This window comes from Escherichia sp. KTE114, from assembly GCF_000407765.1.
In the GTDB taxonomy this organism is placed as follows: Bacteria; Pseudomonadota; Gammaproteobacteria; order Enterobacterales; family Enterobacteriaceae; genus Escherichia; species Escherichia ruysiae.
This window is the reverse complement of sequence record NZ_KE136626.1, coordinates 1,738,286-1,758,260: the sequence shown is the minus strand read 5'-3', so window position 1 is coordinate 1,758,260 and position 19,975 is coordinate 1,738,286. Positions and strand designations below refer to the sequence as shown.

Sequence of the window (19,975 nt, the reverse complement as noted above, 5' to 3'; positions counted from 1 at the left end):
GGCGCCAGAGGAAGGTTATAGACGCCGTTAATTTCAGCGGTTTCGAATTCTGCAGACGGTGTCTGCAGAATCTTTAAAACGAACCAAGTTTTAAGCCATTAACTCGGCCTTAACCTTCACTACCACCTTTTTAATCTCTCCTGGCTCGCTAACAACACATCCCGGTTTATGCGGTTCTCCCGGCATAAACACGGCGAACATCCCCGGCTTCAGGATGATAGCTTGCTCGTTCTCAATGGCGCTGCAAAGCTGGTAATCATCCTCATGGTGAAATTCTTCACACTCACGCGCAGTGCCTGCCATGCCAAACAGAATCCGCTCCTCGCCGCTTAACAATAACTGGATATCAATATATTGCTCGTGCAATTCGGCTTTTTTCTCAACGGGCGATTGAGTGTTAAAAGTCATGACATTCATAAAGATATTGTCGCCCTGCAATTCGTAACGACCCGGCGCTTTTTCCTGCGGCCTGGCGGCTAATGCCAGCGTTAACGCGTCCAGTAGTGCTGGATGTAAACCGGCAGATGGTAACGACTGTACTTCACCCATCATCATAATTTTTCTCCCTGAGCCAGCAACGCAGCTCCAAGTAAACCTGCATCATGGCGGTAGTGCGCCGCCAGTAACTCAACATGAAATGCCGCTGGCTCCTGAGCCAGATACGTTTCCACCAGCGCCAGATACCCTTCCGCCAGCCCGACACTGCCGCCGAGCACCACACACTGGCAATCAGTTGTGGCTTTAACATCGGCAATCAGTCTTGCCAGCGCATGTGCGGAGCGATGAATCAGTTGCTGTGCCTGCTCGTCGCCCTGCCCGGCGCGCGTGAAAATAGTTTTCGCATCCGCACCAGCCAACTCCCCCTGCGCTGCCGCTGCAATGCCGCGACCAGAAGCAATCGCTTCCACGCAACCTGTGCGTCCACAGCCGCAGACTGGGCCGTGCGGATCGGCAAGCGTATGCCCGATGTGCCCCGCCAGACCGCCAGGGCCGGTAAGCAGTTTGCCGCCGCTGACCACGCCGCCGCCAACACCGGTGGAAACGGTGATAAACACCATATCGGTTATATCGCCTTCCAGCGCCTGATACTCTGCCCATGCTGCGGCCTGCGCGTCATTAATGGCAATGGTCGGCAAATCGGTAAGTTGCTCCAGCGTTTTGACTAACGGAAAGTGTAGCAATCCACCAAGATTATGCGGATTAAGCGCCAGCAAACTGCCGTCGCGAATAATTCCGGTCGAAGCGATGGCAACCCGCTGCGCATGAGCTTGCAACGGAGAGACTAATGCGGATAAGGCATCACGCAAGGCTTCTGGTGTCTGGCTGGCTGGCGTAGGAAGTTCACGACGATCGCGGATCTGCCCGTCAGCGCCAATCAGCGCGGCGGCAAGTTTAGTACCGCCGATATCAATCGCCAGTGTGGTCATAGCACCGCCTTTTTCATCGCTGTGTTGTACCACTGGCAAATGTGCTCAAGTCGCGTAATGGCAGAACCGACCGTCACTGCCCATGCGCCGTGGCGCATCGCATCTGCCGCCTGCGCTGGCGTGTTGTATCGCCCTTCGGCAATCACGCGACATCCTGCGTCACTCAACGTTTTCACCAGCGCCAGATCGGGCTCTTCTGGCGTTTCAGGTGTGGTATAGCCAGAAAGCGTAGTACCAATAATTTCGGCTCCCAGCTTTTGGCAAGCCAGACCGTCTTCCGGCGTTGAGCAGTCGGTCATCGCCAGTAAACCGTGGTGGTGAATACGCGCAAGCAGCGTTTCAACAGGCACCGGACGTGGGCGATCGGTGCCATCAATCGCGATAATATCCGCGCCCGCCTGCGCCAGTGCATCAACATCTTCAATATAGGCCGTGATACGTACCGGAGAATCCTCCAGATCGCGTTTCACAATCCCGATAATCGGCACGCTCACCACCGCACGCGTGGCTTTCAGGTTTGCCACACCCTCTATGCGAATAGCGACCGCACCCGCCTGCTCTGCCGCTAATGCCATGGCAGCAACGATTTCGGGTTTATCGAGCGGGCTGTCCGGAACCGGCTGGCAGGAGACAATCAAGCCACCATTGGTAGCGATTTTTTGATCCAGTTGTGCAAGTAACGACATACTTCTTCCCTTAGCGAAAGGCCCGGTGCAGAGACCGGGCTACAGGATTAACTTTTGGTTTTGACTAAATCGTTTTTGGCGCTGCCAAACGGCACGGCACCGCTAAATGGTTTGCCGTCGATAGCGTCATGAGTACGTAACGCTTCCGGGCGCAGCCAACGCTGAACGCGGGATGGCATATCCAGACCAATCAGCAAGATCACCACGAACGTCAGACTGAACGAGAGCGATCCCAGCGCAGTGCCCAGATCCAGACGTTGAGCGATCAACGCGCCGAGGATTGGAGCCAGTGCGCCGCCAAGTGCGCCGACGTTGTAGGTAAAGCCCAGCCCCGCCGCACGCTGGTCGGTATCGAAATAACCGCCGATCAGTTTCGGTAAGATCCCGGAGATGCCCTGACCAAGCATTTGCTGGAAGAACAGTAACAGACCGAGTACCCAGACGTTTGCGCCGCCAATCGCAAATACCGGAATAATCAGCAATTGTGAAGCTAACAGGCTATATACGTAGGCTTTGCGGGTTCCCAGCCAGTCACCGAGGAAGCCACCGACGCAGCAACCCACCGCCGCACCAAAACCACTAAAGAACAGCACATTGGCGACCGTATGCGGGTTATAAGCCAGCTCAGTTTTCAGATACGTCGGCAACAGCGCCTGAATCGGCCATGAGTAGAGGAAGGCAAACAACACAACCACCATCAGCATTACGCCCGTTGGCCAGCGTTTACCCGTACTTTGCACCATAAAGCTGATAAAGATTGCGGCGCATAACAGCCCAAGAACAGCGACGATTGCGGCATTTTGCAGGTTGCCGGCGAAGCAGAACCACAGCGCAGTAGCTGCCGCCAGCGTCATCACGATATTGGCGATGCGATGTTCACCACGGTAAAGAATATCCACCATTGTACGTACCGGTGCTTTACCTCCGTGTTTCTCTTTCCAGTCTTCTGCTTCCGGGATGTTTTTCCGCAGCCAGAGAGCAAAGATGATCGGTAAGATGCCGATAAAGAACAGCGCACGCCAGCCCCAGATCGGAACCACCAGGCTGTAGACCTGAGCTGCAACGACGGCACCTACAGAGAAGCCGGAAATCAGAAAACCACTGGCTTTGTTACGCAGGTGTTTTGGCCAGCTTTCAATGACATAGGTGGCGCTGGAACCGTATTCTCCTGCCATCCCCATGCCGATCACCAGACGAGCGATAAACATGGTGATGTAGCCTGGCGCGAAGCCACAAGCCAGCGTCCCGACCGAGAAGAGAACGATACTGGTGACCATTGCCAGACGACGCCCGTAACGATCCCCCATAGCCCCAAGCATCAAGCCGCCGAACCAGCGTGAGATAAAGGCTGCGGAGATCAGACTTGCCGCCTGCACCGTCGTCAGCCCAAATTCACCTTGTACTTCGGTGAGTACAAGGGCAATTAAAACGAAATCAAAACCATCAAGTAGATATCCCAACCAGGCAGCGGAAAATGCTCGCCATTGTGCGCGGTTGAGATGGCGATACCACGGGATATTCTGGGTTGTAGTACTCATTGTGAGTCTCCCGCGATGGGCGTTGCCCACACGCTTTGGTATGAAAGTTGTAGGGTACAGATGCGTTTATTTCCCCTCACCCGGTAGGGGCGAGTGAGGGGAAAAACTCACCCGCGCTCTTGCATCAACTGCTGAGCCAGCGCCTTCAGTTCTGGCAGATATTTTTCATCTACCGGACCAAACGGTTTGCGGCACAGCGGAACGGACACCACATCCATATAGTGCAGAACTGTTTTCAGGCCACGGAATACGCCAGTTTTAATCAGCAAATCAATGACTTTGTTGCACTCGGTTTGCAGTTTCTGCGCGGTCTGGATATCACCTTCTTTTAACGCCTTAACGATGCCCTGATAACGCCAGCCCATGATGTTGTAGGTACTACCGATACCACCATCAGCGCCCGCCAGCAGGCCGGAAGCAAAGATTTCGTCGTAACCGTTGTAGAGCACCAGATCCGGATGTTCACGACGGATCTGCTCCATCTGATAGAGATCACCAGAGGTCTGTTTCAGCGCGCCGACACCTGGCAACGTAACCAGAGTGTTGATCTGATCCAGGCTCAGTTTAACGCCGCTTAACGCCGGAATGTTGTACACCACCATCGGTAAACCATCCGCTGAATCAATGATTGCCCGGTAGTGATCGCAGTGTTCTTCAAAGCTGAAAGGATAGTAGAACGGCGTAACGGCAGAGACGGCATCGAAGCCATAACGTTTAGCGGATGCCGCAAGTTGTTGGCTTTCAGCAGTGCTGACGCAACCTACGTGAGCGATTAATTTAATCTTACCTTTCGCCTCTTCGGCGACGATTTCCAGTACCTGTTCACGCTCGGAAAGGCTCTGTACAAAGGCTTCGCCGGTTGAACCACCTACGTATAAGCCGTCGATGCCCTGCTGAATATTGAACTGAACCAGGCGGCGCAGACTCGCTTTATCCAGTGCTTGTTGTTGGTCAAAAGGAGTCAGGAGTGCGGCCATTACGCCACGTAAATTTGTTGCCATAAATACCTCTGAAGTGATGCTTGCCTGTTAGAAACGATATACCTTTATACCTGTTATACCAGATCAAATAAGCAACACATCATACAGAACGCTTATAATGCGATCTGCTTCACTAAAGTGGCATTATTTCTTTTTGTTGGTGGTCTGACCGAAGGCGTGCCAGGTGGCAGAAACGCTGTTGAGATGCGATTGCAATGCGCGATCGGCTTCATCGGGATCGTGACGACGGATCGCATCAACGATCGCAATATGCTGCTGATAACTAACGTTATTATGCTCGTGCAGCGCCTGATCGGCGACTGTCGGACGGGCGGCGATCAGCCAGTCGAGCAGAGCAACGTGGATCGCCATAAAGATCGGGTTCCCCGGGATCTCTGCCAGCACACGGTGGAAATCAACGTCTGAACGAATAAACGCGGCGTTGTTATCCAGCGACTGACTGTTGATTTCCAGAGCTTTTGCCAGCAAATCAATTTGCTCATCGGTGGCATGTTCAGCCGCATAGCGCACCAGGCTGGACTCAAAGAACAGGCGTAACTGTTCGAAATGGGCTATCCCGCCAGGATGGGAAAGAAAATCTTTTGCCATGCCGGAAAGCTCGCCGATGATGGTGTCCGCAGAAGGACGCGAGACACGAGCGCGTTCACCATTATTAATTTGTACCAGACCTTTGCGCTTTAACGCCGCCAACGCCTCACGTACCGAAGGACGCCCAACGTTAAAGAACGCCATAAGTTCGCGTTCAGACGGCAGTTGCTCACCTTCGCCAAATTCACGACGGCGGATCATCTGCTCCAGCTCTTCCTCCACCATTTCGGAGAGTTTTTTGCGCGCCAGTGGACGACGACGCAAGTTACGACCGATAGTAGCCGGAGAATCTTCTGCTTGCGGATCAAATGCGTTCATAGAGCTCTTTCTGGGAAAATACGTTGACGGATAATAGCGAAGTTATCGTAACACAGTATTAAAATCAGGCGAAAAGAAGGTAGATAGCAAAACAGGCCACATGGGCCTGTTTATCATTTATTTCACAACCCGCAATGCCGGGCGTCCACCGCGTGGAGGCTGTGGCGGTTCATCGTCAGGATGATGGTCATCACCGTGATCGGGCTTATCGCCGTCAATGACCGACATAACGGTTTCATTATCTGCCGACGCTTCATCATCATTCATGATACTGGCATCTTCGTCGTAGGCAGCTTCAGGCTCGAACATCGTTCCTGCGCCATTTTCGCGGGCGTAGATAGCCAGCACGGCAGCCAGCGGCACTGAAACCTGACGCGGAATGCCACCAAAGCGCGCGTTAAAACGCACTTCATCATTCGCCAGTTCCAGATTGCCAACCGCACGCGGCGCAATGTTGAGTACGATTTGCCCGTCACGCGCATATTCCATAGGAACCTGCACGCCAGGGAGCGTCACATCCACCACCAGGTGCGGCGTAAGCTGGTTATCCAGCAACCACTCATAGAATGCACGCAGCAGATAGGGACGACGTGGTGTTAGCTGTGACAAATCCATACAGATTAACTCCGGCCCAGACGCATTTCACGTTCTGCTTCTGTTAAGGAAGCAAGGAAAGAGTCACGCTCAAAGACGCGGGTCATATAGCCTTTCAGCTCTTTCGCACCCGGGCCGCTAAACTCGATGCCCAGTTGCGGCAGACGCCACAGCAGTGGAGCAAGGTAGCAATCAACCAGGCTGAACTCATCGCTCAGGAAGTACGGCTTCTGACCGAAGACCGGCGCAATCGCCAGCAGTTCTTCGCGCAGTTGCTTACGTGCGGCATCTGCTTCAGAAGCTGAACCGTTGATGATGGTGTTCATCAGCGTGTACCAGTCTTTTTCGATACGGTGCATGTACAGACGGCTTTCACCGCGAGCTACTGGGTAAACAGGCATCAGTGGCGGATGCGGGAAACGCTCATCCAGATATTCCATAATGATGCGAGATTCCCACAGGGTCAGCTCACGATCCACCAGGGTCGGAACGCTCTGATTCGGGTTGAGGTCAATCAGATCCTGAGGCGGATTGTCCTTTTCCACGTGTTCGATCTCGAAACTTACACCTTTCTCAGCCAGCACAATGCGGACCTGATGGCTATAGATGTCAGTAGGACCGGAAAACAGCGTCATTACCGAACGTTTGTTGGCAGCGACAGCCATGAAAACCTCCAGGTATAGTCAGAATTTTTACTGCTACCAGCCACCAGGTGGCCAGTCAGAAGTTATGTTACCCAGTTAGGAACGACTCTCTTTGTTCGAAAATCAAACAAAAAATGAGCAATACCCGACATTTGGGCAGAAAATTGGATGATAGTTTACCAGATTTTGCGACCTTTGTGGTAAGTCGATACCGGAAATGGGGAAAAAGAGATGCGCTTTAGTCTGAAATGGTTGACTTAATCCCTTATCGGCGATGTTGTTTTTGCTTTACCTGCCTGTCAGACGGTAGCAAAAAGCATCTTTCCATTCTTACGCTGTCAGATTTTATCCATAAAAAAACCCGCCGAAGCGGGTTTTTTCGCAAATTGTATTCTGCCAGAGCAGAAAGCAATTAACGTTTGGAGAACTGCGGACGACGACGTGCTTTACGCAGACCGACTTTCTTACGTTCAACCTGACGAGCGTCACGAGTAACGAAGCCAGCTTTACGCAGTTCAGAACGCAGGGACTCGTCGTACTCCATCAGAGCGCGGGTGATACCGTGACGGATCGCACCAGCCTGACCAGAGATACCACCACCTTTAACGGTGATGTACAGATCCAGTTTCTCAACCATGTCGACCAGTTCCAGCGGCTGACGAACTACCATGCGGGCAGTTTCACGACCGAAGTACTGTTCCAGAGAACGTTGGTTGATAACGATTTTACCGTTGCCCGGTTTGATGAAAACGCGAGCTGCGGAACTTTTGCGGCGACCAGTGCCGTAGTATTGATTTTCAGCCATTGCCTATAATCCCGATTAGATGTCAAGAACTTGCGGTTGCTGTGCCGCGTGGTTGTGCTCGTTACCCGCGTAAACTTTCAGTTTACGGAACATAGCACGACCCAGCGGGCCTTTTGGCAACATGCCTTTAACCGCGATTTCAATCACACGCTCAGGACGGCGAGCAATCATCTCTTCAAAGGTCGCTTGTTTGATACCACCGATGTGACCGGTGTGATGATAGTACACTTTGTCAGTACGCTTGTTGCCGGTTACAGCAACTTTGTCAGCGTTCAGAACGATGATGTAATCACCAGTATCTACGTGCGGAGTGTATTCCGCTTTATGCTTACCGCGCAGGCGCAGAGCCAGTTCGGAAGCCAGACGGCCCAGAGTTTTACCGGTCGCGTCAACAACATACCAGTCGCGTTTTACGGTTTCTGGTTTAGCTGTAAAAGTTTTCATTAAAAGCTTACCCAATAAATAGTTACACGTTGGTGAACACCCAAACGTCTTCAATTGTTGAGGTTCACACGACAAAGTCCGGCAAACCTACCCCTTCGAATAGCCTATGCCAGCACACAAAAAGTTTTGGGAAAAAAACTTTCTTGTAACGTGGGGTCGCAAGATTATAGAGAAGTCGGGGTCAAAGATCGACCCCTTTTTGTGATTTGTGACAGGTTTTAACCCGCCAAATGCTCGCGCTTCAAATACTCTTCGCTTTGCATCTCTTGCAGACGTGACAGGCAACGCTGGAACTCAAACTTCAGCCGCTCGCCCTGATAAATTTCATACAAAGGTACTTCCGCGCTCACCACTAGCTTGACATGGCGCTCGTAAAATTCATCCACCAGCGCAATGAAACGCCGCGCTTCACTCTCCATCAACCGCGTCATGACAGGCACATCAAACAACATCACCGTGTGAAACAGACGTGAGAGCGCAATATAGTCATGCTGGCTGCGGGCATCGACGCACAGCGTGGTAAATGACACCGCCAGCGTCTGGTTTTCTACGCCCATTGTCGCCAGCGGTCGATGATTGATTTCCAGCGTAGGGGCTTGTTCTCGTTTTGCACCTGCCAGCGCCAGCCACAGCTTATCCATCTGCTCACGCGTTTCATCATTAAGCGGCGACAGCCACAGATGCGCCTGAGTAAGGGTACGCAGTCGATAATCAACACCGGCGTCCACGTTCATTACATCACAATGCTGTTTAATGGCATCGATTGCAGGCAGAAAACGCGCACGTTGCAGGCCATTTCGATAAAGCTCATCCGGCGGAATATTTGACGTTGCTACCAGCGTTATGCCGCGAGCAAACAATGCTTTCATCAGGCCACCCAGCAGCATGGCATCGGTAATATCAGAAACAAAAAATTCATCAAAACAGAGCACGTCAGTTTCGGCTTTGAAACGATCGGCAATAATTTCCAGCGGATCGCTCTGCCCTTGCAATGCGGTTAATTCTTCATGCACCCGCAGCATAAAACGGTGAAAATGCAGCCGCTGTTTTCGCTCTCCCGGCAAACTTTGATAGAAAAGATCCATCAGCCAGGTTTTCCCGCGCCCTACACCGCCCCACATATATAAGCCACGCACCGGCGCGTTGCTTGCATCTTCGCGCTTCCCCCACAGTTTCCCGACCCGTGCCATTAGCCCGCTAGCCCTGGGGACTGGCGGCGTGCTGTTGATTAATTCCTGATAGATAATCTCCAGCCGACTGACGGCCTCTTTTTGTACGTCGTCGGATTGATGGCTACCTTCATTGAGCGCCTTCAGGTATTGCGATGTCGGGGTAACGCTTTGCATGATGTTCTTGTTATTCCTTGAATAATCGGTGTGCCGTTGTTCACGGTTGACGAAAAAAAGGCCGTTCTACACTACGCGATATGCAGTCGGGATTCCACTTCTGTGGAATTAACGGTTATAGTGGCATAATCAGCCGCAGGCATGGAGCCTGAAGCCAACACCCTACGGAAACAAAAGACAACGGGAGATGTTCATGACCTGGGAATATGCGCTAATTGGGTTAGTCGTCGGCATCATTATTGGTGCTGTGGCCATGCGTTTTGGTAATCGTAAACTGCGCCAGCAACAGGCGTTGCAGTACGAACTTGAAAAAAATAAAGCTGAACTGGACGAGTATCGCGAAGAGCTGGTTAACCACTTTGCCCGCAGCGCGGAATTACTGGATACCATGGCGCACGACTATCGCCAGCTGTATCAACACATGGCGAAAAGCTCTAGCAGCCTGCTGCCGGAACTGTCTGCTGAAGCCAACCCGTTCCGCAATCGTCTGGCAGAATCTGAAGCCAGCAACGATCAGGCTCCGGTGCAGATGCCGCGTGACTATTCTGAAGGCGCATCCGGCCTGTTACGTACTGGCGCGAAGCGCGACTAATTTATTTTTCGGGCGCAGCCATTGCGCCCTCCTCTTCTCTTCTTCCCCCGACTATCATTTAATCTGGTGTCTCATTGTTTGCCATCTGAAAATTCAATAACATCAAACTGTTTTGAATCTCTTTTTCTTATCATTCAGGTACGAGAGCAGGAATAATGAAAAAGCAAACCCAGCTGTTGAGTGCATTAGCGTTAAGTGTCGGGTTAACTCTCTCGGCGCCGTTTCAGGCCATCGCATCGATTCCCGGCCAGGTTGCCGGTCAAGCGCCTCTGCCCAGTCTGGCGCCGATGCTGGAAAAAGTGCTTCCCGCAGTGGTCAGTGTTCGAGTCGAAGGAACAGCCAGCCAGGAGCAGAAAATTCCGGAAGAATTCAAAAAGTTTTTTGGTGATGATTTACCGGATCAGCCTGCGCAACCTTTCGAAGGTTTAGGTTCCGGCGTCATAATCAATGCCAATAAAGGTTATGTGCTGACCAACAATCACGTCATTAATCAGGCACAGAAAATCAGTATTCAACTCAATGACGGGCGTGAGTTTGATGCAAAGCTGATTGGCGGTGATGACCAGAGCGATATCGCCCTGTTGCAAATTCAGAATCCAGGCAAATTAACGCAAATTGCCATTGCCGACTCCGATAAACTGCGCGTCGGTGATTTTGCCGTCGCTGTCGGCAACCCGTTTGGTCTTGGGCAAACCGCCACCTCCGGGATTGTTTCCGCATTAGGCCGCAGTGGGTTAAATCTCGAAGGTCTGGAAAACTTTATTCAGACCGATGCCTCTATTAACCGTGGTAACTCTGGCGGTGCGCTGTTAAACCTTAACGGTGAATTAATTGGCATCAACACCGCAATCCTTGCCCCGGGCGGCGGTAGCGTAGGGATTGGTTTTGCCATTCCGAGTAATATGGCGCGAACTCTGGCGCAGCAACTTATTGATTTTGGTGAAATCAAACGCGGCCTGTTAGGCATTAAAGGCACCGAAATGAGTGCCGATATCGCCAAAGCATTTAATTTGGACGTTCAGCGCGGCGCGTTTGTCAGCGAAGTGCTGCCAGGTTCTGGCTCGGCGAAAGCAGGCGTGAAAGCGGGCGATATTATTACCAGTCTCAACGGTAAACCACTCAATAGCTTTGCTGAGTTGCGTTCTCGTATCGCGACCACCGAGCCGGGCACGAAAGTGAAACTTGGCCTGCTGCGTAACGGCAAACCACTGGAAGTAGAAGTGACACTCGATACCAGCACCTCATCGTCAGCCAGTGCCGAGATGATCACACCTGCGCTGGAAGGCGCAACGTTGAGCGATGGTCAGCTAAAAGATGGCGGCAAAGGTATTAAGATCGATGAGGTTGTCAAAGGAAGCCCCGCCGCTCAGGCTGGCTTGCAAAAAGACGATGTGATCATTGGCGTCAACCGCGATCGGGTGAATTCGATCGCTGAAATGCGCAAAGTGCTGGCGACAAAACCGTCCATCATCGCCCTGCAGATCGTACGTGGCAATGAGAGCATTTACCTGCTAATGCGTTAATGTCGTAAACCGGGCATCAGGCTGACGTGTGATGTCCGGTTAACTCGTGGTATGCTGCTGCCGTTCCCTTTTTTAATGACGCCTCCATCATGTTTGTGAAGCTCTTACGTTCCGTTGCGATTGGATTAATTGTCGGCGCTATTCTGCTGGTTGCCATGCCTTCGCTGCGCAGCATTAACCCGCTTTCCACACCGCAATTCGACAGTACCGATGAGACGCCTGCCAGCTATAATCTGGCGGTTCGCCGCGCCGCGCCAGCGGTAGTCAACGTTTATAACCGTGGTTTGAACACCTCCTCACACAACCAGCTTGAGATCCGTACACTGGGATCTGGCGTGATCATGGATCAACGCGGTTATATCATCACCAATAAACACGTGATCAACGACGCCGATCAGATCATCGTCGCCTTACAGGATGGTCGTGTTTTTGAAGCATTACTGGTGGGATCTGACTCTCTAACCGATCTGGCAGTGCTTAAAATTAATGCCACTGGCGGTTTACCCACTATTCCAATCAATTCACGACGCGTACCGCACATTGGCGATGTGGTGCTGGCGATCGGTAACCCATACAACCTCGGGCAGACCATTACCCAAGGCATTATCAGTGCCACGGGTCGAATCGGCCTGAACCCGACCGGGCGGCAAAACTTCCTGCAAACCGATGCTTCCATTAACCATGGTAACTCTGGTGGCGCGCTGGTTAACTCGCTAGGTGAGCTTATGGGCATTAACACGCTGTCGTTTGATAAGAGTAACGATGGCGAAACGCCGGAAGGTATCGGCTTTGCGATTCCTTTCCAGTTAGCAACCAAAATTATGGATAAGCTGATCCGCGATGGTCGCGTGATCCGTGGCTACATTGGCATTGGTGGACGAGAGATCGCACCTTTGCACGCGCAGGGCGGCGGCATCGATCAACTGCAAGGGATCGTGGTTAATGAAGTGTCACCTGACGGCCCGGCGGCGAATGCGGGTATTCAGGTCAACGATTTGATTATTTCAGTGGATAACAAACCGGCCATCTCTGCTCTGGAGACGATGGATCAGGTGGCGGAAATCCGACCAGGCTCGGTGATCCCGGTTGTAGTGATGCGTGATGATAAACAGTTAACGTTGCAGGTCACCATTCAGGAATATCCGGCGACCAATTAAGGCCAGCGTGAAAGACAAAAAACCGGAGACGTTGCTCCGGTTTTTTTTATTATCCGCTAATCAATTACTTATTAACGAACTCTTCGCCCAGGGCGATATCTTTCTTCAGCGTATCCAGCATACCTTCCAGCGCGTTCTGTTCAAATGCGCTCAGGGTGCCGATAGATTTACGCTCTTCCACACCATTTTTACCCAGCAGCAGCGGTTGAGAGAAGAAACGTGCGTACTGACCGTCGCCTTCAACGTAGGCACATTCTACAACGCCTTGTTCACCCTGCAGTGCGCGAACCAGAGACAGACCAAAACGTGCAGCTGCCTGACCCATAGACAAGGTTGCAGACCCGCCACCGGCTTTCGCTTCAACCACTTCAGTACCCGCGTTCTGGATACGTTTGGTCAAATCAGCCACTTCTTGTTCGGTGAAGCTGACGCCAGGAACCTGTGACAGCAGCGGCAGAATGGTAACACCAGAGTGACCGCCAATAACCGGCACTTCAACTTCGCCCGGCTGTTTGCCTTTCAGTTCCGCAACAAAGGTGTTGGAACGAATGATATCCAGCGTGGTAACGCCGAACAGTTTGTTTTTGTCATAAACACCGGCTTTTTTCAGCACTTCTGCAGCGATAGCCACAGTGGTGTTCACTGGGTTAGTGATAATACCAATGCACGCTTTCGGGCAGGTTTTCGCAACTTGCTGTACCAGGTTTTTCACGATACCGGCGTTAACGTTAAACAGGTCGGAACGATCCATACCCGGTTTACGCGCAACACCTGCAGAAATAAGAACGACATCTGCGCCTTCCAGAGCAGGGGTCGCATCTTCACCAGAAAAACCTTTGATTTTCACAGCAGTAGGGATATGGCTCAGGTCGACGGCCACACCGGGAGTGACTGGAGCGATATCATACAGGGAGAGTTCTGAACCTGAAGGCAGTTGGGTTTTTAACAGTAGTGCAAGCGCCTGGCCGATACCACCAGCAGCGCCGAGGACTGCGACTTTCATCCTAAACTCCTTATTATATTGATAAACTAAGATATGTTGCTCCGCTGCCGCGACCTTAATCCACAAATTCCCTGTTTACAATGACCACTTCTCAAGAATGTGTAGTCACGCAAATTTGGCGTTTATGCATTTAATTGACGTAATCAGGGAGCTAACTTACGTAATTAACAGTCGCTTATGCGTTAGAGCAACATTCCAACAGGTGGTGACAATATACCCTACCGTTCAGCCAAAACAACATCATTTTGATAACAATTAATTTACTTTTAAGCGAAATTTACATGCCGTGACGCAGGCATGTTTCTCAATAACGAAATTTGATAAAATCCCGCTCTTTCATAACATTATTTCAGCCTTCTCCAGGGCAGACTGTTTGCATAAAAATTCATCTGTATGCACAATAATGTTGTATCAACCACCATATCGGGTGACTTATGCGAAGCTCGGCTAAGCAAGAAGAATTAGTTAAAGCGTTTAAAGCGTTACTTAAAGAAGAGAAATTTAGCTCCCAGGGCGAAATCGTCGCCGCATTGCAGGAGCAAGGCTTTGACAATATTAACCAGTCTAAAGTCTCGCGGATGTTAACCAAGTTTGGGGCTGTACGAACCCGCAATGCCAAGATGGAAATGGTTTACTGCCTGCCAGCTGAACTGGGCGTACCAACCACCTCCAGTCCGCTGAAAAATCTGGTGCTGGATATCGACTACAACGATGCTGTTGTGGTGATTCATACCAGCCCTGGCGCGGCACAATTAATTGCGCGTCTGCTGGACTCTCTGGGCAAAGCAGAAGGTATTCTTGGCACTATTGCCGGTGATGACACCATCTTTACCACCCCTGCCAAAGGTTTTACCGTCAAAGACCTGTACGAAGCGATTTTAGAGCTGTTCGACCAGGAGCTTTAATCTCTACCCCGCCGCTTCTGGCGGCGGGAAAAATGCTGCATTCTCCTCTCATCTCCCTGCTTTCCCCTGCCATCTACTTAACGAATAGTGCGCTTTACTGCGACAAAACATTCACATCTTGAATACATAGGGTAATAATCGCACATTATGCAAAATGCTATATCATATTGAAATTAATGATATTTATCATGGTGCACTATGTTTTTAATTCCACTTTGTTATAAAAATTAATATTTTTAACACTTTAAACCCAATACAAACGGTTAGCGTGGTATTAATTAGCTAGATAATTAGTGTATACTTGATTTTGTGATATGGGTCACGAAACAAAGACCCAGTTAAAAGATTATGTCGAGGTAAAAATCATGAAAATCAAAACCACTGTTGCTGCATTAAGCGTACTTTCTGTTCTCTCTTTCGGTGCGTTCGCTGCCGATTCCATTAATGCTGCACAAGCGCAAAACCGTGAAGCTATCGGTACAGTATCCGTCAGTGGGGTGGCGTCTTCACCGATGGATATGCGTGAAATGCTGAATAAAAAAGCGGAAGAAAAAGGCGCAACGGCCTACCAGATTACTGAAGCTCGTAGCGGTGACACCTGGCACGCTACGGCTGAACTGTACAAATAAACCCTCATCGTCTTGTCCGACGATATTGCCCCCGGTTCGGGGGCTTTTTTTGCGCTAATGACGAACATTAAAACGCAAATGCCCTTCCAGCTCTTCCTCTGCCTCATCAAACAGCAATATTAACGCGCCAAAACGGCGACGCGTTTTCTCTCCCAGATGAACAAATTCGATCTCCAGCGGTAGCGGCAGGACATCGTTCATTAACACATCCCATAAAGAGTCGAGATCGCGTACCTTATCTTTCGCCAGGCCAAAGGTTTGGCTAAAGTCGCGATAAAAATCCTCCTGACTCTCAATCTCATCAAAATCAAAGGTATAGATATTCATCTGTTGCCACCGTCACGTTTCGCGGCGAGTTCTGCCGTTCATCGCTAAGTATAGACATGAAAAAACCGACGCTTTTGGCGTCGGTTTTAACTTAACTATCGGTCAGCGCATGTTGATACTTATGGAGCATACCAGTAAGCCGATGCACCGGTTCCGTCACCTGCGGTGGCGCTTGCCAGATGCGTAGCTTTTCCTGATAGATTTCCAGTTCTTCCAGCAACTGCCCAAAGTACCGACGACGTTTATCATCGCTACGGGCAGATATCACATGGTCTGCTGTGCGACGCATTTGTCGGTGAAACGCCGATAAATCCTCGTTAACCGGGATCGGCGCATCACGCAGGCGCTGGTGTGCGATAATCATCGTCAGCGCCAGGCGAAATTTCGGCAAATCTCCGGGAAATTTATTCATCAGCAAAAACAACTGCTGATAAAGTGCCGGAAGATGGTTCTCTTTACGTCGCGCGACATTGGTGGTCATCGCGGAAACGGCAGCAGAAACAAATTGATTAAGCAATACGCGTCCGGTTCTGTCGCGCGATTTATCCCGCACCAGCAAAATAACGATGAACGCGAGCACACAGCCGACGATTTGCCCTAATGCGCTGTCGAGAAACTGGCTGAAATGGAACGTCATCGGGTTATCCAGCACGATAATATTGATGGTGCTGGCCAGCGCCCCCATTGAGCCTAGTCGCCGTTTCTGTACCTCAATGCCGAGGAAGAATCCCAGCACTGCAAGGCTAATACACAGCAGCAACATACTCTGTTGGGTATTAGGGATAATCACCAAAAAGTAGAGCAGCCCTAACGGCAGCGCCGCCAGCGTCCCGTAGATAAAGTCGATCGCCACCATACGTGGATTCGGCAAACGCATTGCCAGTGACGTCACTACCGCAATCATCACCATTGCGCCACTGCCGGAAGTCCACCCCGTCCACAGCCAGAAAAGCGTGCCAAGAATGCAGGAAATTGTGGTTCGCCAGAAGTTTACCATCGCATGATGACGTTCGGCTGACTCTACTTTTACTTCCGGCTCGCCTTGCAGGATCTCTTCTTCGGTCGTGTTGATTTTTGTGTTACTGATAACGCCGCGTTTGAGCAATTGATAACGTGTTGCTGCCGCGACCCAGCTATAAATGGTGACAGGTGTTTCACGTTCCCCGGTCCAGGCAATAACTCTCCGCAGGCGTTTTAACTGCTTGTGAACGTCCTGCGCGGTTTCTACCGGCGTGTCAAAAAATTCGCGGAAAGTATCAGTGATCAATTCCGGGCGCGAATTCTGAATCAAATAGGTTTCGCAGGACTGGGTAATCAGCGTCAGCGATAGCGTATTGATCGCTTTTAAACGTCGATTGGCTCGCGCCCAGCGGGAAGATTCCATATTCAGGTTGCTGCGCATACCTTGTAGCGCCGTGGTGCGTCGAACCAGGTCGCCCCAGGCCTTATCGACAACTTCACCATCGCCATGCTTGATACAGAGTTGCATTAATTGATATTGCGCGACCAGCAAACTTTCCAGCTCTCGATCCACTTCTTGTTTGATCGATCGCGGAGAAAAGAGCAGATCCGCCATAATCGCACACACAATACCAATAACGATCTCACTACAACGTTCGACGGCAAACTGCGGCGTAAGCAGCGGTTCCGGCTGAATAGTGATCACAATGATCAGCGCGGTATAACCAGCCAGTCCCCACGCATAGGAGTTTTCTATTCGTACCAGTGAAGAAATCCAGGTACAAAAACCAGCCCAGATACAGCACACCAGAATCATCAGCAAGGGGGCGCGGATCATCGCAATAATGATCACCAGCCCGGCAATACAACCAATAAATGTGCCGATGATACGTAAAAAGCCACGATAGCGAATAGCACCAGAATACGGTTCGCCACCGGCAGCAAAGGCCGGGCCGGCGGCAACAATCGCCGCTGTCAGTACCGCCCAACGTGGCGTTTCCAGCTGAAAGTGAAAGCCAACAAACAGCGCCAGCACAATGGCAGTCGCCAGTTTTACCGCGAAGCGAATATGTTGGTTAGCAATGGAGAAAATACCCATCGTGATTAACCAAACTCACGCAGGCGATGAGCCATTTTACGGAAGAACGAATCCTGGCTTTCGTCACGATCCTGTTTGCCAGTGACCACCACCGTAGCGGTGGTGCCCGCAGGCCAGATGTTCTCTTGCTGGTTGTCGAGACGAATACGTACCGGAACACGTTGCGCCAGACGCACCCACTCCAGGTTAGAGTCGATAGTCGCCATTCCTTTGTCATCGCGCGTACTGCTGGCGTTGGTGACCCCGGCAGCGACGCTATCAACCGTACCTTTCAGAACTTTGTTGCTGCCAAGCGGCGTGATCTCTGCGCGATACCCAGGGCGTACGCCTTCCAGCTTGGTTTCTTCCATATAGGCCAGCACATAGAAGGAGTTCTGTTTCACCAGCGCAACCGCCGTTGAGCCACGGGTAATAAACTCACCGGTATAGACGTTGAGATTGGTCACCCAACCATCTGCTGGCGCGCGGATCACCGTGCGTTCAAGATCCAGTTTTGCCAGATCGCGGGTCGCCTGCGCTTTCGCTAATTGATGCAGAACCGTTTGTAGTACGTTGTTGGCCTGGTCTATCTCTTCGCGAGACATCGCCTGTATGCCGAGACGGTTACGACGTCCGGCCTCCTGGCGTTTCTCCTGTGCCAGCACCTGATAATAAGCAACATCGGCTTGCGCTTCCTCGAGCGCCTTTTGATAGCGCGGCTGATCGATGGTGAACAGTACCTGTCCTTTTTTCACCAGCTGGTTATCATGAACATTCACCTGAGTAATGAGTCCGGATACGTCCGGCGCGATCGCAACGACGTCGGCGCTAAAGCGCGCGTCACGCGTCCACGGGGATTCGGTGTAATAGACCCAGGCATTAAAAATTGCGATGAAGGCCAGAATGACTAATACGACCGTGATGGCCGTACGGGAGAATTTTCTTATTAGTGTTTTCACTTCAACCTCAAACGAACAGTCGCGATATCAAATAAAACAAGCAGCAATAGAGCGCGGTGTTGAACAACGCCGGATGCCAGACAAAGTCGTAGATACCTGTTGGCACAAGTACCCGGCGCACCAGCCAGAAAATCGCCAGTGATAAAAGCAATTCGAAAAATATCGGTGGGAAGGACAGCCCAAACACCACGATAACGGGAAACAGACTCATGTTGACCTTGGTTGTATAGAGAGAGCAGGCGTTATTATTTTCAGCATCTGTCGCCGCAGAGAAGGGCATGGAAAGCCGGGCGAGAGCAACATTGCTGTAGATTGATATTTAATATATTAGCGTAACTGTTATGCTGTTATCTATATTATGTGATCTAAATCACTTTTAAGTCAGAGTGAATAATGGAACGACTAAAACGCATGTCGGTGTTTGCCAAAGTAGTCGAATTTGGCTCTTTTACCGCCGCCGCCAGACAGCTACAGATGAGCGTTTCGTCCATCAGTCAGACGGTGTCAAAACTGGAAGATGAGTTGCAGGTAAAGCTGCTAAACCGCAGCACACGCAGCATTGGTCTGACCGAGGCCGGTAGAATTTACTACCAGGGCTGCCGTCGGATGCTCCATGAAGTGCAGGATGTCCACGAACAACTGTATGCCTTCAATAACACGCCCATCGGGACGCTGCGCATTGGCTGTTCTTCAACTATGGCACAAAATGTTCTCGCCGGGCTGACAGCAAAAATGCTGAAAGAGTACCCAGGCCTGAGCGTGAATCTGGTCACAGGTATACCTGCGCCCGACCTGATCGCTGATGGTCTGGATGTGGTGATCCGCGTCGGCGCTTTGCAGGATTCCAGCCTGTTTTCCCGCCGTCTGGGCGCGATGCCAATGGTGGTGTGCGCCGCTAAAAGCTATCTCACACAATACGGCATACCGGAAAAACCCGCCGATTTAAGTAGCCATTCATGGCTGGAATACAGCGTGCGCCCGGACAATGAATTTGAACTGATCGCCCCGGAAGGGATCTCGACACGGCTGATCCCTCAAGGGCGATTTGTCACAAATGATCCAATGACGCTGGTGCGCTGGCTGACGGCAGGCGCCGGCATCGCCTACGTGCCGCTGATGTGGGTGATCAACGAGATCAATCGCGGGGAACTGGAGATCTTGCTGCCGCGTTACCAGTCAGATCCACGCCCGGTTTATGCGTTGTATACCGAAAAAGATAAGCTGCCACTGAAGGTGCAGGTCGTGATCAACTCACTGACGGATTATTTTGTTGAGGTCGGTAAGCTGTTTCAGGAGATGCACGGGCGCGGGAAAGAGAAGTAATTCATATTGTACTGTCACGTTGTTCAAACCTGTGCCAACGGGTTCCCCTCACCCTAACCCTCTCCTCAAAAGGGCGAGGGAACCGTTCGTGTACGTGGAAGGATTAGTTATCCTTCTGAAAATACTGG

General features: G+C 51.2%; 22 protein-coding genes. 6 read left to right on the top strand and 16 right to left on the bottom strand.

All coding sequences use genetic code 11. The features are described from left to right. Positions 1-90: 90 nt before the first annotated feature. The 11 genes from nanQ to zapE all read right to left on the bottom strand — a co-directional run bounded on the left by nanQ (position 91) and on the right by zapE (position 9,391). The gene (gene nanQ / locus WC5_RS12470) at positions 91-555 is read right to left on the bottom strand and encodes an N-acetylneuraminate anomerase (protein ID WP_000979864.1); all 465 of its coding nucleotides are present in this window, start codon (positions 553-555) and stop codon (positions 91-93) included. Further along, entirely contained in the window at positions 552-1,427 is an 876-nt protein-coding gene (nanK, locus tag WC5_RS12475; protein WP_000208997.1) for an N-acetylmannosamine kinase, read from the bottom strand. The genes nanQ and nanK overlap by 4 nt, the downstream gene beginning before the upstream one ends. Then, positions 1,424-2,113 (bottom strand): N-acetylmannosamine-6-phosphate 2-epimerase, encoded by a 690-nt coding sequence (locus WC5_RS12480; protein WP_000054240.1) that lies wholly within the window; start codon positions 2,111-2,113, stop codon positions 1,424-1,426. Before WC5_RS12480 ends, nanK begins: the two co-directional genes overlap by 4 nt. A 47-nt stretch (positions 2,114-2,160) precedes the next feature. Further along, the gene (nanT, locus tag WC5_RS12485) at positions 2,161-3,651 is read right to left on the bottom strand and encodes a sialic acid transporter NanT (RefSeq protein ID WP_000108484.1); all 1,491 of its coding nucleotides are present in this window, start codon (positions 3,649-3,651) and stop codon (positions 2,161-2,163) included. Between the two features lie 107 nt (positions 3,652-3,758). Then, positions 3,759-4,652 (bottom strand): N-acetylneuraminate lyase, encoded by an 894-nt coding sequence (gene nanA, locus WC5_RS12490; protein ID WP_000224706.1) that lies wholly within the window; start codon positions 4,650-4,652, stop codon positions 3,759-3,761. A 123-nt stretch (positions 4,653-4,775) separates the two neighbouring features. Then, positions 4,776-5,558 (bottom strand): transcriptional regulator NanR, encoded by a 783-nt coding sequence (gene nanR, locus WC5_RS12495; RefSeq protein WP_000990910.1) that lies wholly within the window; start codon positions 5,556-5,558, stop codon positions 4,776-4,778. A gap of 117 nt (positions 5,559-5,675) precedes the next feature. Next, positions 5,676-6,173, bottom strand: coding sequence for a ClpXP protease specificity-enhancing factor (gene sspB, locus WC5_RS12500; RefSeq protein WP_000366124.1), 498 nt, complete (start codon positions 6,171-6,173; stop codon positions 5,676-5,678). Between the two features lie 5 nt (positions 6,174-6,178). After that, entirely contained in the window at positions 6,179-6,817 is a 639-nt protein-coding gene (gene sspA, locus WC5_RS12505) for a stringent starvation protein SspA (RefSeq protein WP_000257293.1), read from the bottom strand. 391 nt (positions 6,818-7,208) lie between these two features. Next, positions 7,209-7,601: a 30S ribosomal protein S9 gene (rpsI, locus tag WC5_RS12510; protein WP_000829818.1), complete on the bottom strand. Its 393-nt coding sequence runs from the start codon at positions 7,599-7,601 to the stop codon at positions 7,209-7,211. A gap of 15 nt (positions 7,602-7,616) precedes the next feature. Next, on the bottom strand, positions 7,617-8,045 hold the full coding sequence (rplM, locus tag WC5_RS12515; RefSeq protein ID WP_001517180.1) for a 50S ribosomal protein L13: 429 nt from the start codon (positions 8,043-8,045) through the stop codon (positions 7,617-7,619). A gap of 218 nt (positions 8,046-8,263) precedes the next feature. After that, positions 8,264-9,391: a cell division protein ZapE gene (gene zapE / locus WC5_RS12520; protein ID WP_001192364.1), complete on the bottom strand. Its 1,128-nt coding sequence runs from the start codon at positions 9,389-9,391 to the stop codon at positions 8,264-8,266. 193 nt (positions 9,392-9,584) lie between these two features. Between zapE and zapG the strand changes: the two genes are divergently transcribed. From zapG to degS, 3 genes are all read left to right on the top strand, one after another. Further along, entirely contained in the window at positions 9,585-9,983 is a 399-nt protein-coding gene (gene zapG, locus WC5_RS12525; RefSeq protein ID WP_010345273.1) for a Z-ring associated protein ZapG, read from the top strand. Between the two features lie 155 nt (positions 9,984-10,138). After that, complete coding sequence (gene degQ, locus WC5_RS12530; RefSeq protein WP_000745038.1) at positions 10,139-11,506, top strand: serine endoprotease DegQ; 1,368 nt, start codon at positions 10,139-10,141, stop codon at positions 11,504-11,506. Between the two features lie 89 nt (positions 11,507-11,595). Next, positions 11,596-12,663, top strand: coding sequence for an outer membrane-stress sensor serine endopeptidase DegS (gene degS / locus WC5_RS12535; RefSeq protein ID WP_000497717.1), 1,068 nt, complete (start codon positions 11,596-11,598; stop codon positions 12,661-12,663). A gap of 64 nt (positions 12,664-12,727) precedes the next feature. Here degS and mdh read toward each other — a convergent pair whose 3' ends face one another. Then, positions 12,728-13,666 carry a malate dehydrogenase gene (mdh, locus tag WC5_RS12540; RefSeq protein WP_001295272.1) on the bottom strand — a complete coding sequence of 313 codons (939 nt, stop codon included), beginning with the start codon at positions 13,664-13,666 and terminating at the stop codon, positions 12,728-12,730. A 434-nt stretch (positions 13,667-14,100) separates the two neighbouring features. Here mdh and argR point away from each other — a divergent pair, with 434 nt between their 5' ends. Together argR and yhcN are read left to right on the top strand one after the other, a co-directional pair. Beyond that, entirely contained in the window at positions 14,101-14,571 is a 471-nt protein-coding gene (gene argR, locus WC5_RS12545; protein WP_001257843.1) for a transcriptional regulator ArgR, read from the top strand. Positions 14,572-14,936: 365 nt separating this feature from the next. Beyond that, complete coding sequence (gene yhcN, locus WC5_RS12550) at positions 14,937-15,200, top strand: peroxide/acid stress response protein YhcN (protein ID WP_016159490.1); 264 nt, start codon at positions 14,937-14,939, stop codon at positions 15,198-15,200. A gap of 54 nt (positions 15,201-15,254) precedes the next feature. Here the strand turns inward: yhcN and WC5_RS12555 are convergent, their stop codons facing one another. The 4 genes from WC5_RS12555 to aaeX all read right to left on the bottom strand — a co-directional run bounded on the left by WC5_RS12555 (position 15,255) and on the right by aaeX (position 18,735). Next, complete coding sequence (locus tag WC5_RS12555; RefSeq protein WP_001029013.1) at positions 15,255-15,527, bottom strand: barstar family protein; 273 nt, start codon at positions 15,525-15,527, stop codon at positions 15,255-15,257. 91 nt (positions 15,528-15,618) lie between these two features. Beyond that, positions 15,619-17,586: a p-hydroxybenzoic acid efflux pump subunit AaeB gene (gene aaeB / locus WC5_RS12560; RefSeq protein ID WP_000510935.1), complete on the bottom strand. Its 1,968-nt coding sequence runs from the start codon at positions 17,584-17,586 to the stop codon at positions 15,619-15,621. A 5-nt stretch (positions 17,587-17,591) separates the two neighbouring features. Continuing rightward, complete coding sequence (aaeA, locus tag WC5_RS12565) at positions 17,592-18,524, bottom strand: p-hydroxybenzoic acid efflux pump subunit AaeA (RefSeq protein WP_000854026.1); 933 nt, start codon at positions 18,522-18,524, stop codon at positions 17,592-17,594. Positions 18,525-18,531: 7 nt separating this feature from the next. Continuing rightward, positions 18,532-18,735: a p-hydroxybenzoic acid efflux pump operon protein AaeX gene (gene aaeX / locus WC5_RS12570; RefSeq protein ID WP_000051841.1), complete on the bottom strand. Its 204-nt coding sequence runs from the start codon at positions 18,733-18,735 to the stop codon at positions 18,532-18,534. A gap of 182 nt (positions 18,736-18,917) precedes the next feature. Between aaeX and aaeR the strand changes: the two genes are divergently transcribed. Beyond that, positions 18,918-19,847, top strand: a complete 930-nt coding sequence (gene aaeR, locus WC5_RS12575) for an HTH-type transcriptional activator AaeR (protein ID WP_000440317.1) — start codon at positions 18,918-18,920, stop codon at positions 19,845-19,847. The last annotated feature ends 128 nt before the right edge of the window (positions 19,848-19,975 follow it).

Coding starts and splice junctions, on each gene's coding strand:
- mdh (WP_001295272.1), bottom strand. CDS start 13,666: ATGAAAGTCGCAGTCCTCGGCGCTGCTGGTGGTATCGGCCAGGCGCTT.
- rplM (WP_001517180.1), bottom strand. CDS start 8,045: ATGAAAACTTTTACAGCTAAACCAGAAACCGTAAAACGCGACTGGTAT.
- yhcN (WP_016159490.1), top strand. CDS start 14,937: ATGAAAATCAAAACCACTGTTGCTGCATTAAGCGTACTTTCTGTTCTC.
- degQ (WP_000745038.1), top strand. CDS start 10,139: ATGAAAAAGCAAACCCAGCTGTTGAGTGCATTAGCGTTAAGTGTCGGG.
- rpsI (WP_000829818.1), bottom strand. CDS start 7,601: ATGGCTGAAAATCAATACTACGGCACTGGTCGCCGCAAAAGTTCCGCA.
- sspA (WP_000257293.1), bottom strand. CDS start 6,817: ATGGCTGTCGCTGCCAACAAACGTTCGGTAATGACGCTGTTTTCCGGT.
- WC5_RS12480 (WP_000054240.1), bottom strand. CDS start 2,113: ATGTCGTTACTTGCACAACTGGATCAAAAAATCGCTACCAATGGTGGC.
- nanK (WP_000208997.1), bottom strand. CDS start 1,427: ATGACCACACTGGCGATTGATATCGGCGGTACTAAACTTGCCGCCGCG.
- aaeX (WP_000051841.1), bottom strand. CDS start 18,735: ATGAGTCTGTTTCCCGTTATCGTGGTGTTTGGGCTGTCCTTCCCACCG.
- nanR (WP_000990910.1), bottom strand. CDS start 5,558: ATGAACGCATTTGATCCGCAAGCAGAAGATTCTCCGGCTACTATCGGT.
- zapE (WP_001192364.1), bottom strand. CDS start 9,391: ATGCAAAGCGTTACCCCGACATCGCAATACCTGAAGGCGCTCAATGAA.
- nanA (WP_000224706.1), bottom strand. CDS start 4,652: ATGGCAACAAATTTACGTGGCGTAATGGCCGCACTCCTGACTCCTTTT.
- argR (WP_001257843.1), top strand. CDS start 14,101: ATGCGAAGCTCGGCTAAGCAAGAAGAATTAGTTAAAGCGTTTAAAGCG.
- aaeB (WP_000510935.1), bottom strand. CDS start 17,586: ATGGGTATTTTCTCCATTGCTAACCAACATATTCGCTTCGCGGTAAAA.
- zapG (WP_010345273.1), top strand. CDS start 9,585: ATGACCTGGGAATATGCGCTAATTGGGTTAGTCGTCGGCATCATTATT.
- sspB (WP_000366124.1), bottom strand. CDS start 6,173: ATGGATTTGTCACAGCTAACACCACGTCGTCCCTATCTGCTGCGTGCA.
- nanQ (WP_000979864.1), bottom strand. CDS start 555: ATGATGATGGGTGAAGTACAGTCGTTACCATCTGCCGGTTTACATCCA.
- nanT (WP_000108484.1), bottom strand. CDS start 3,651: ATGAGTACTACAACCCAGAATATCCCGTGGTATCGCCATCTCAACCGC.
- degS (WP_000497717.1), top strand. CDS start 11,596: ATGTTTGTGAAGCTCTTACGTTCCGTTGCGATTGGATTAATTGTCGGC.
- aaeR (WP_000440317.1), top strand. CDS start 18,918: ATGGAACGACTAAAACGCATGTCGGTGTTTGCCAAAGTAGTCGAATTT.
- WC5_RS12555 (WP_001029013.1), bottom strand. CDS start 15,527: ATGAATATCTATACCTTTGATTTTGATGAGATTGAGAGTCAGGAGGAT.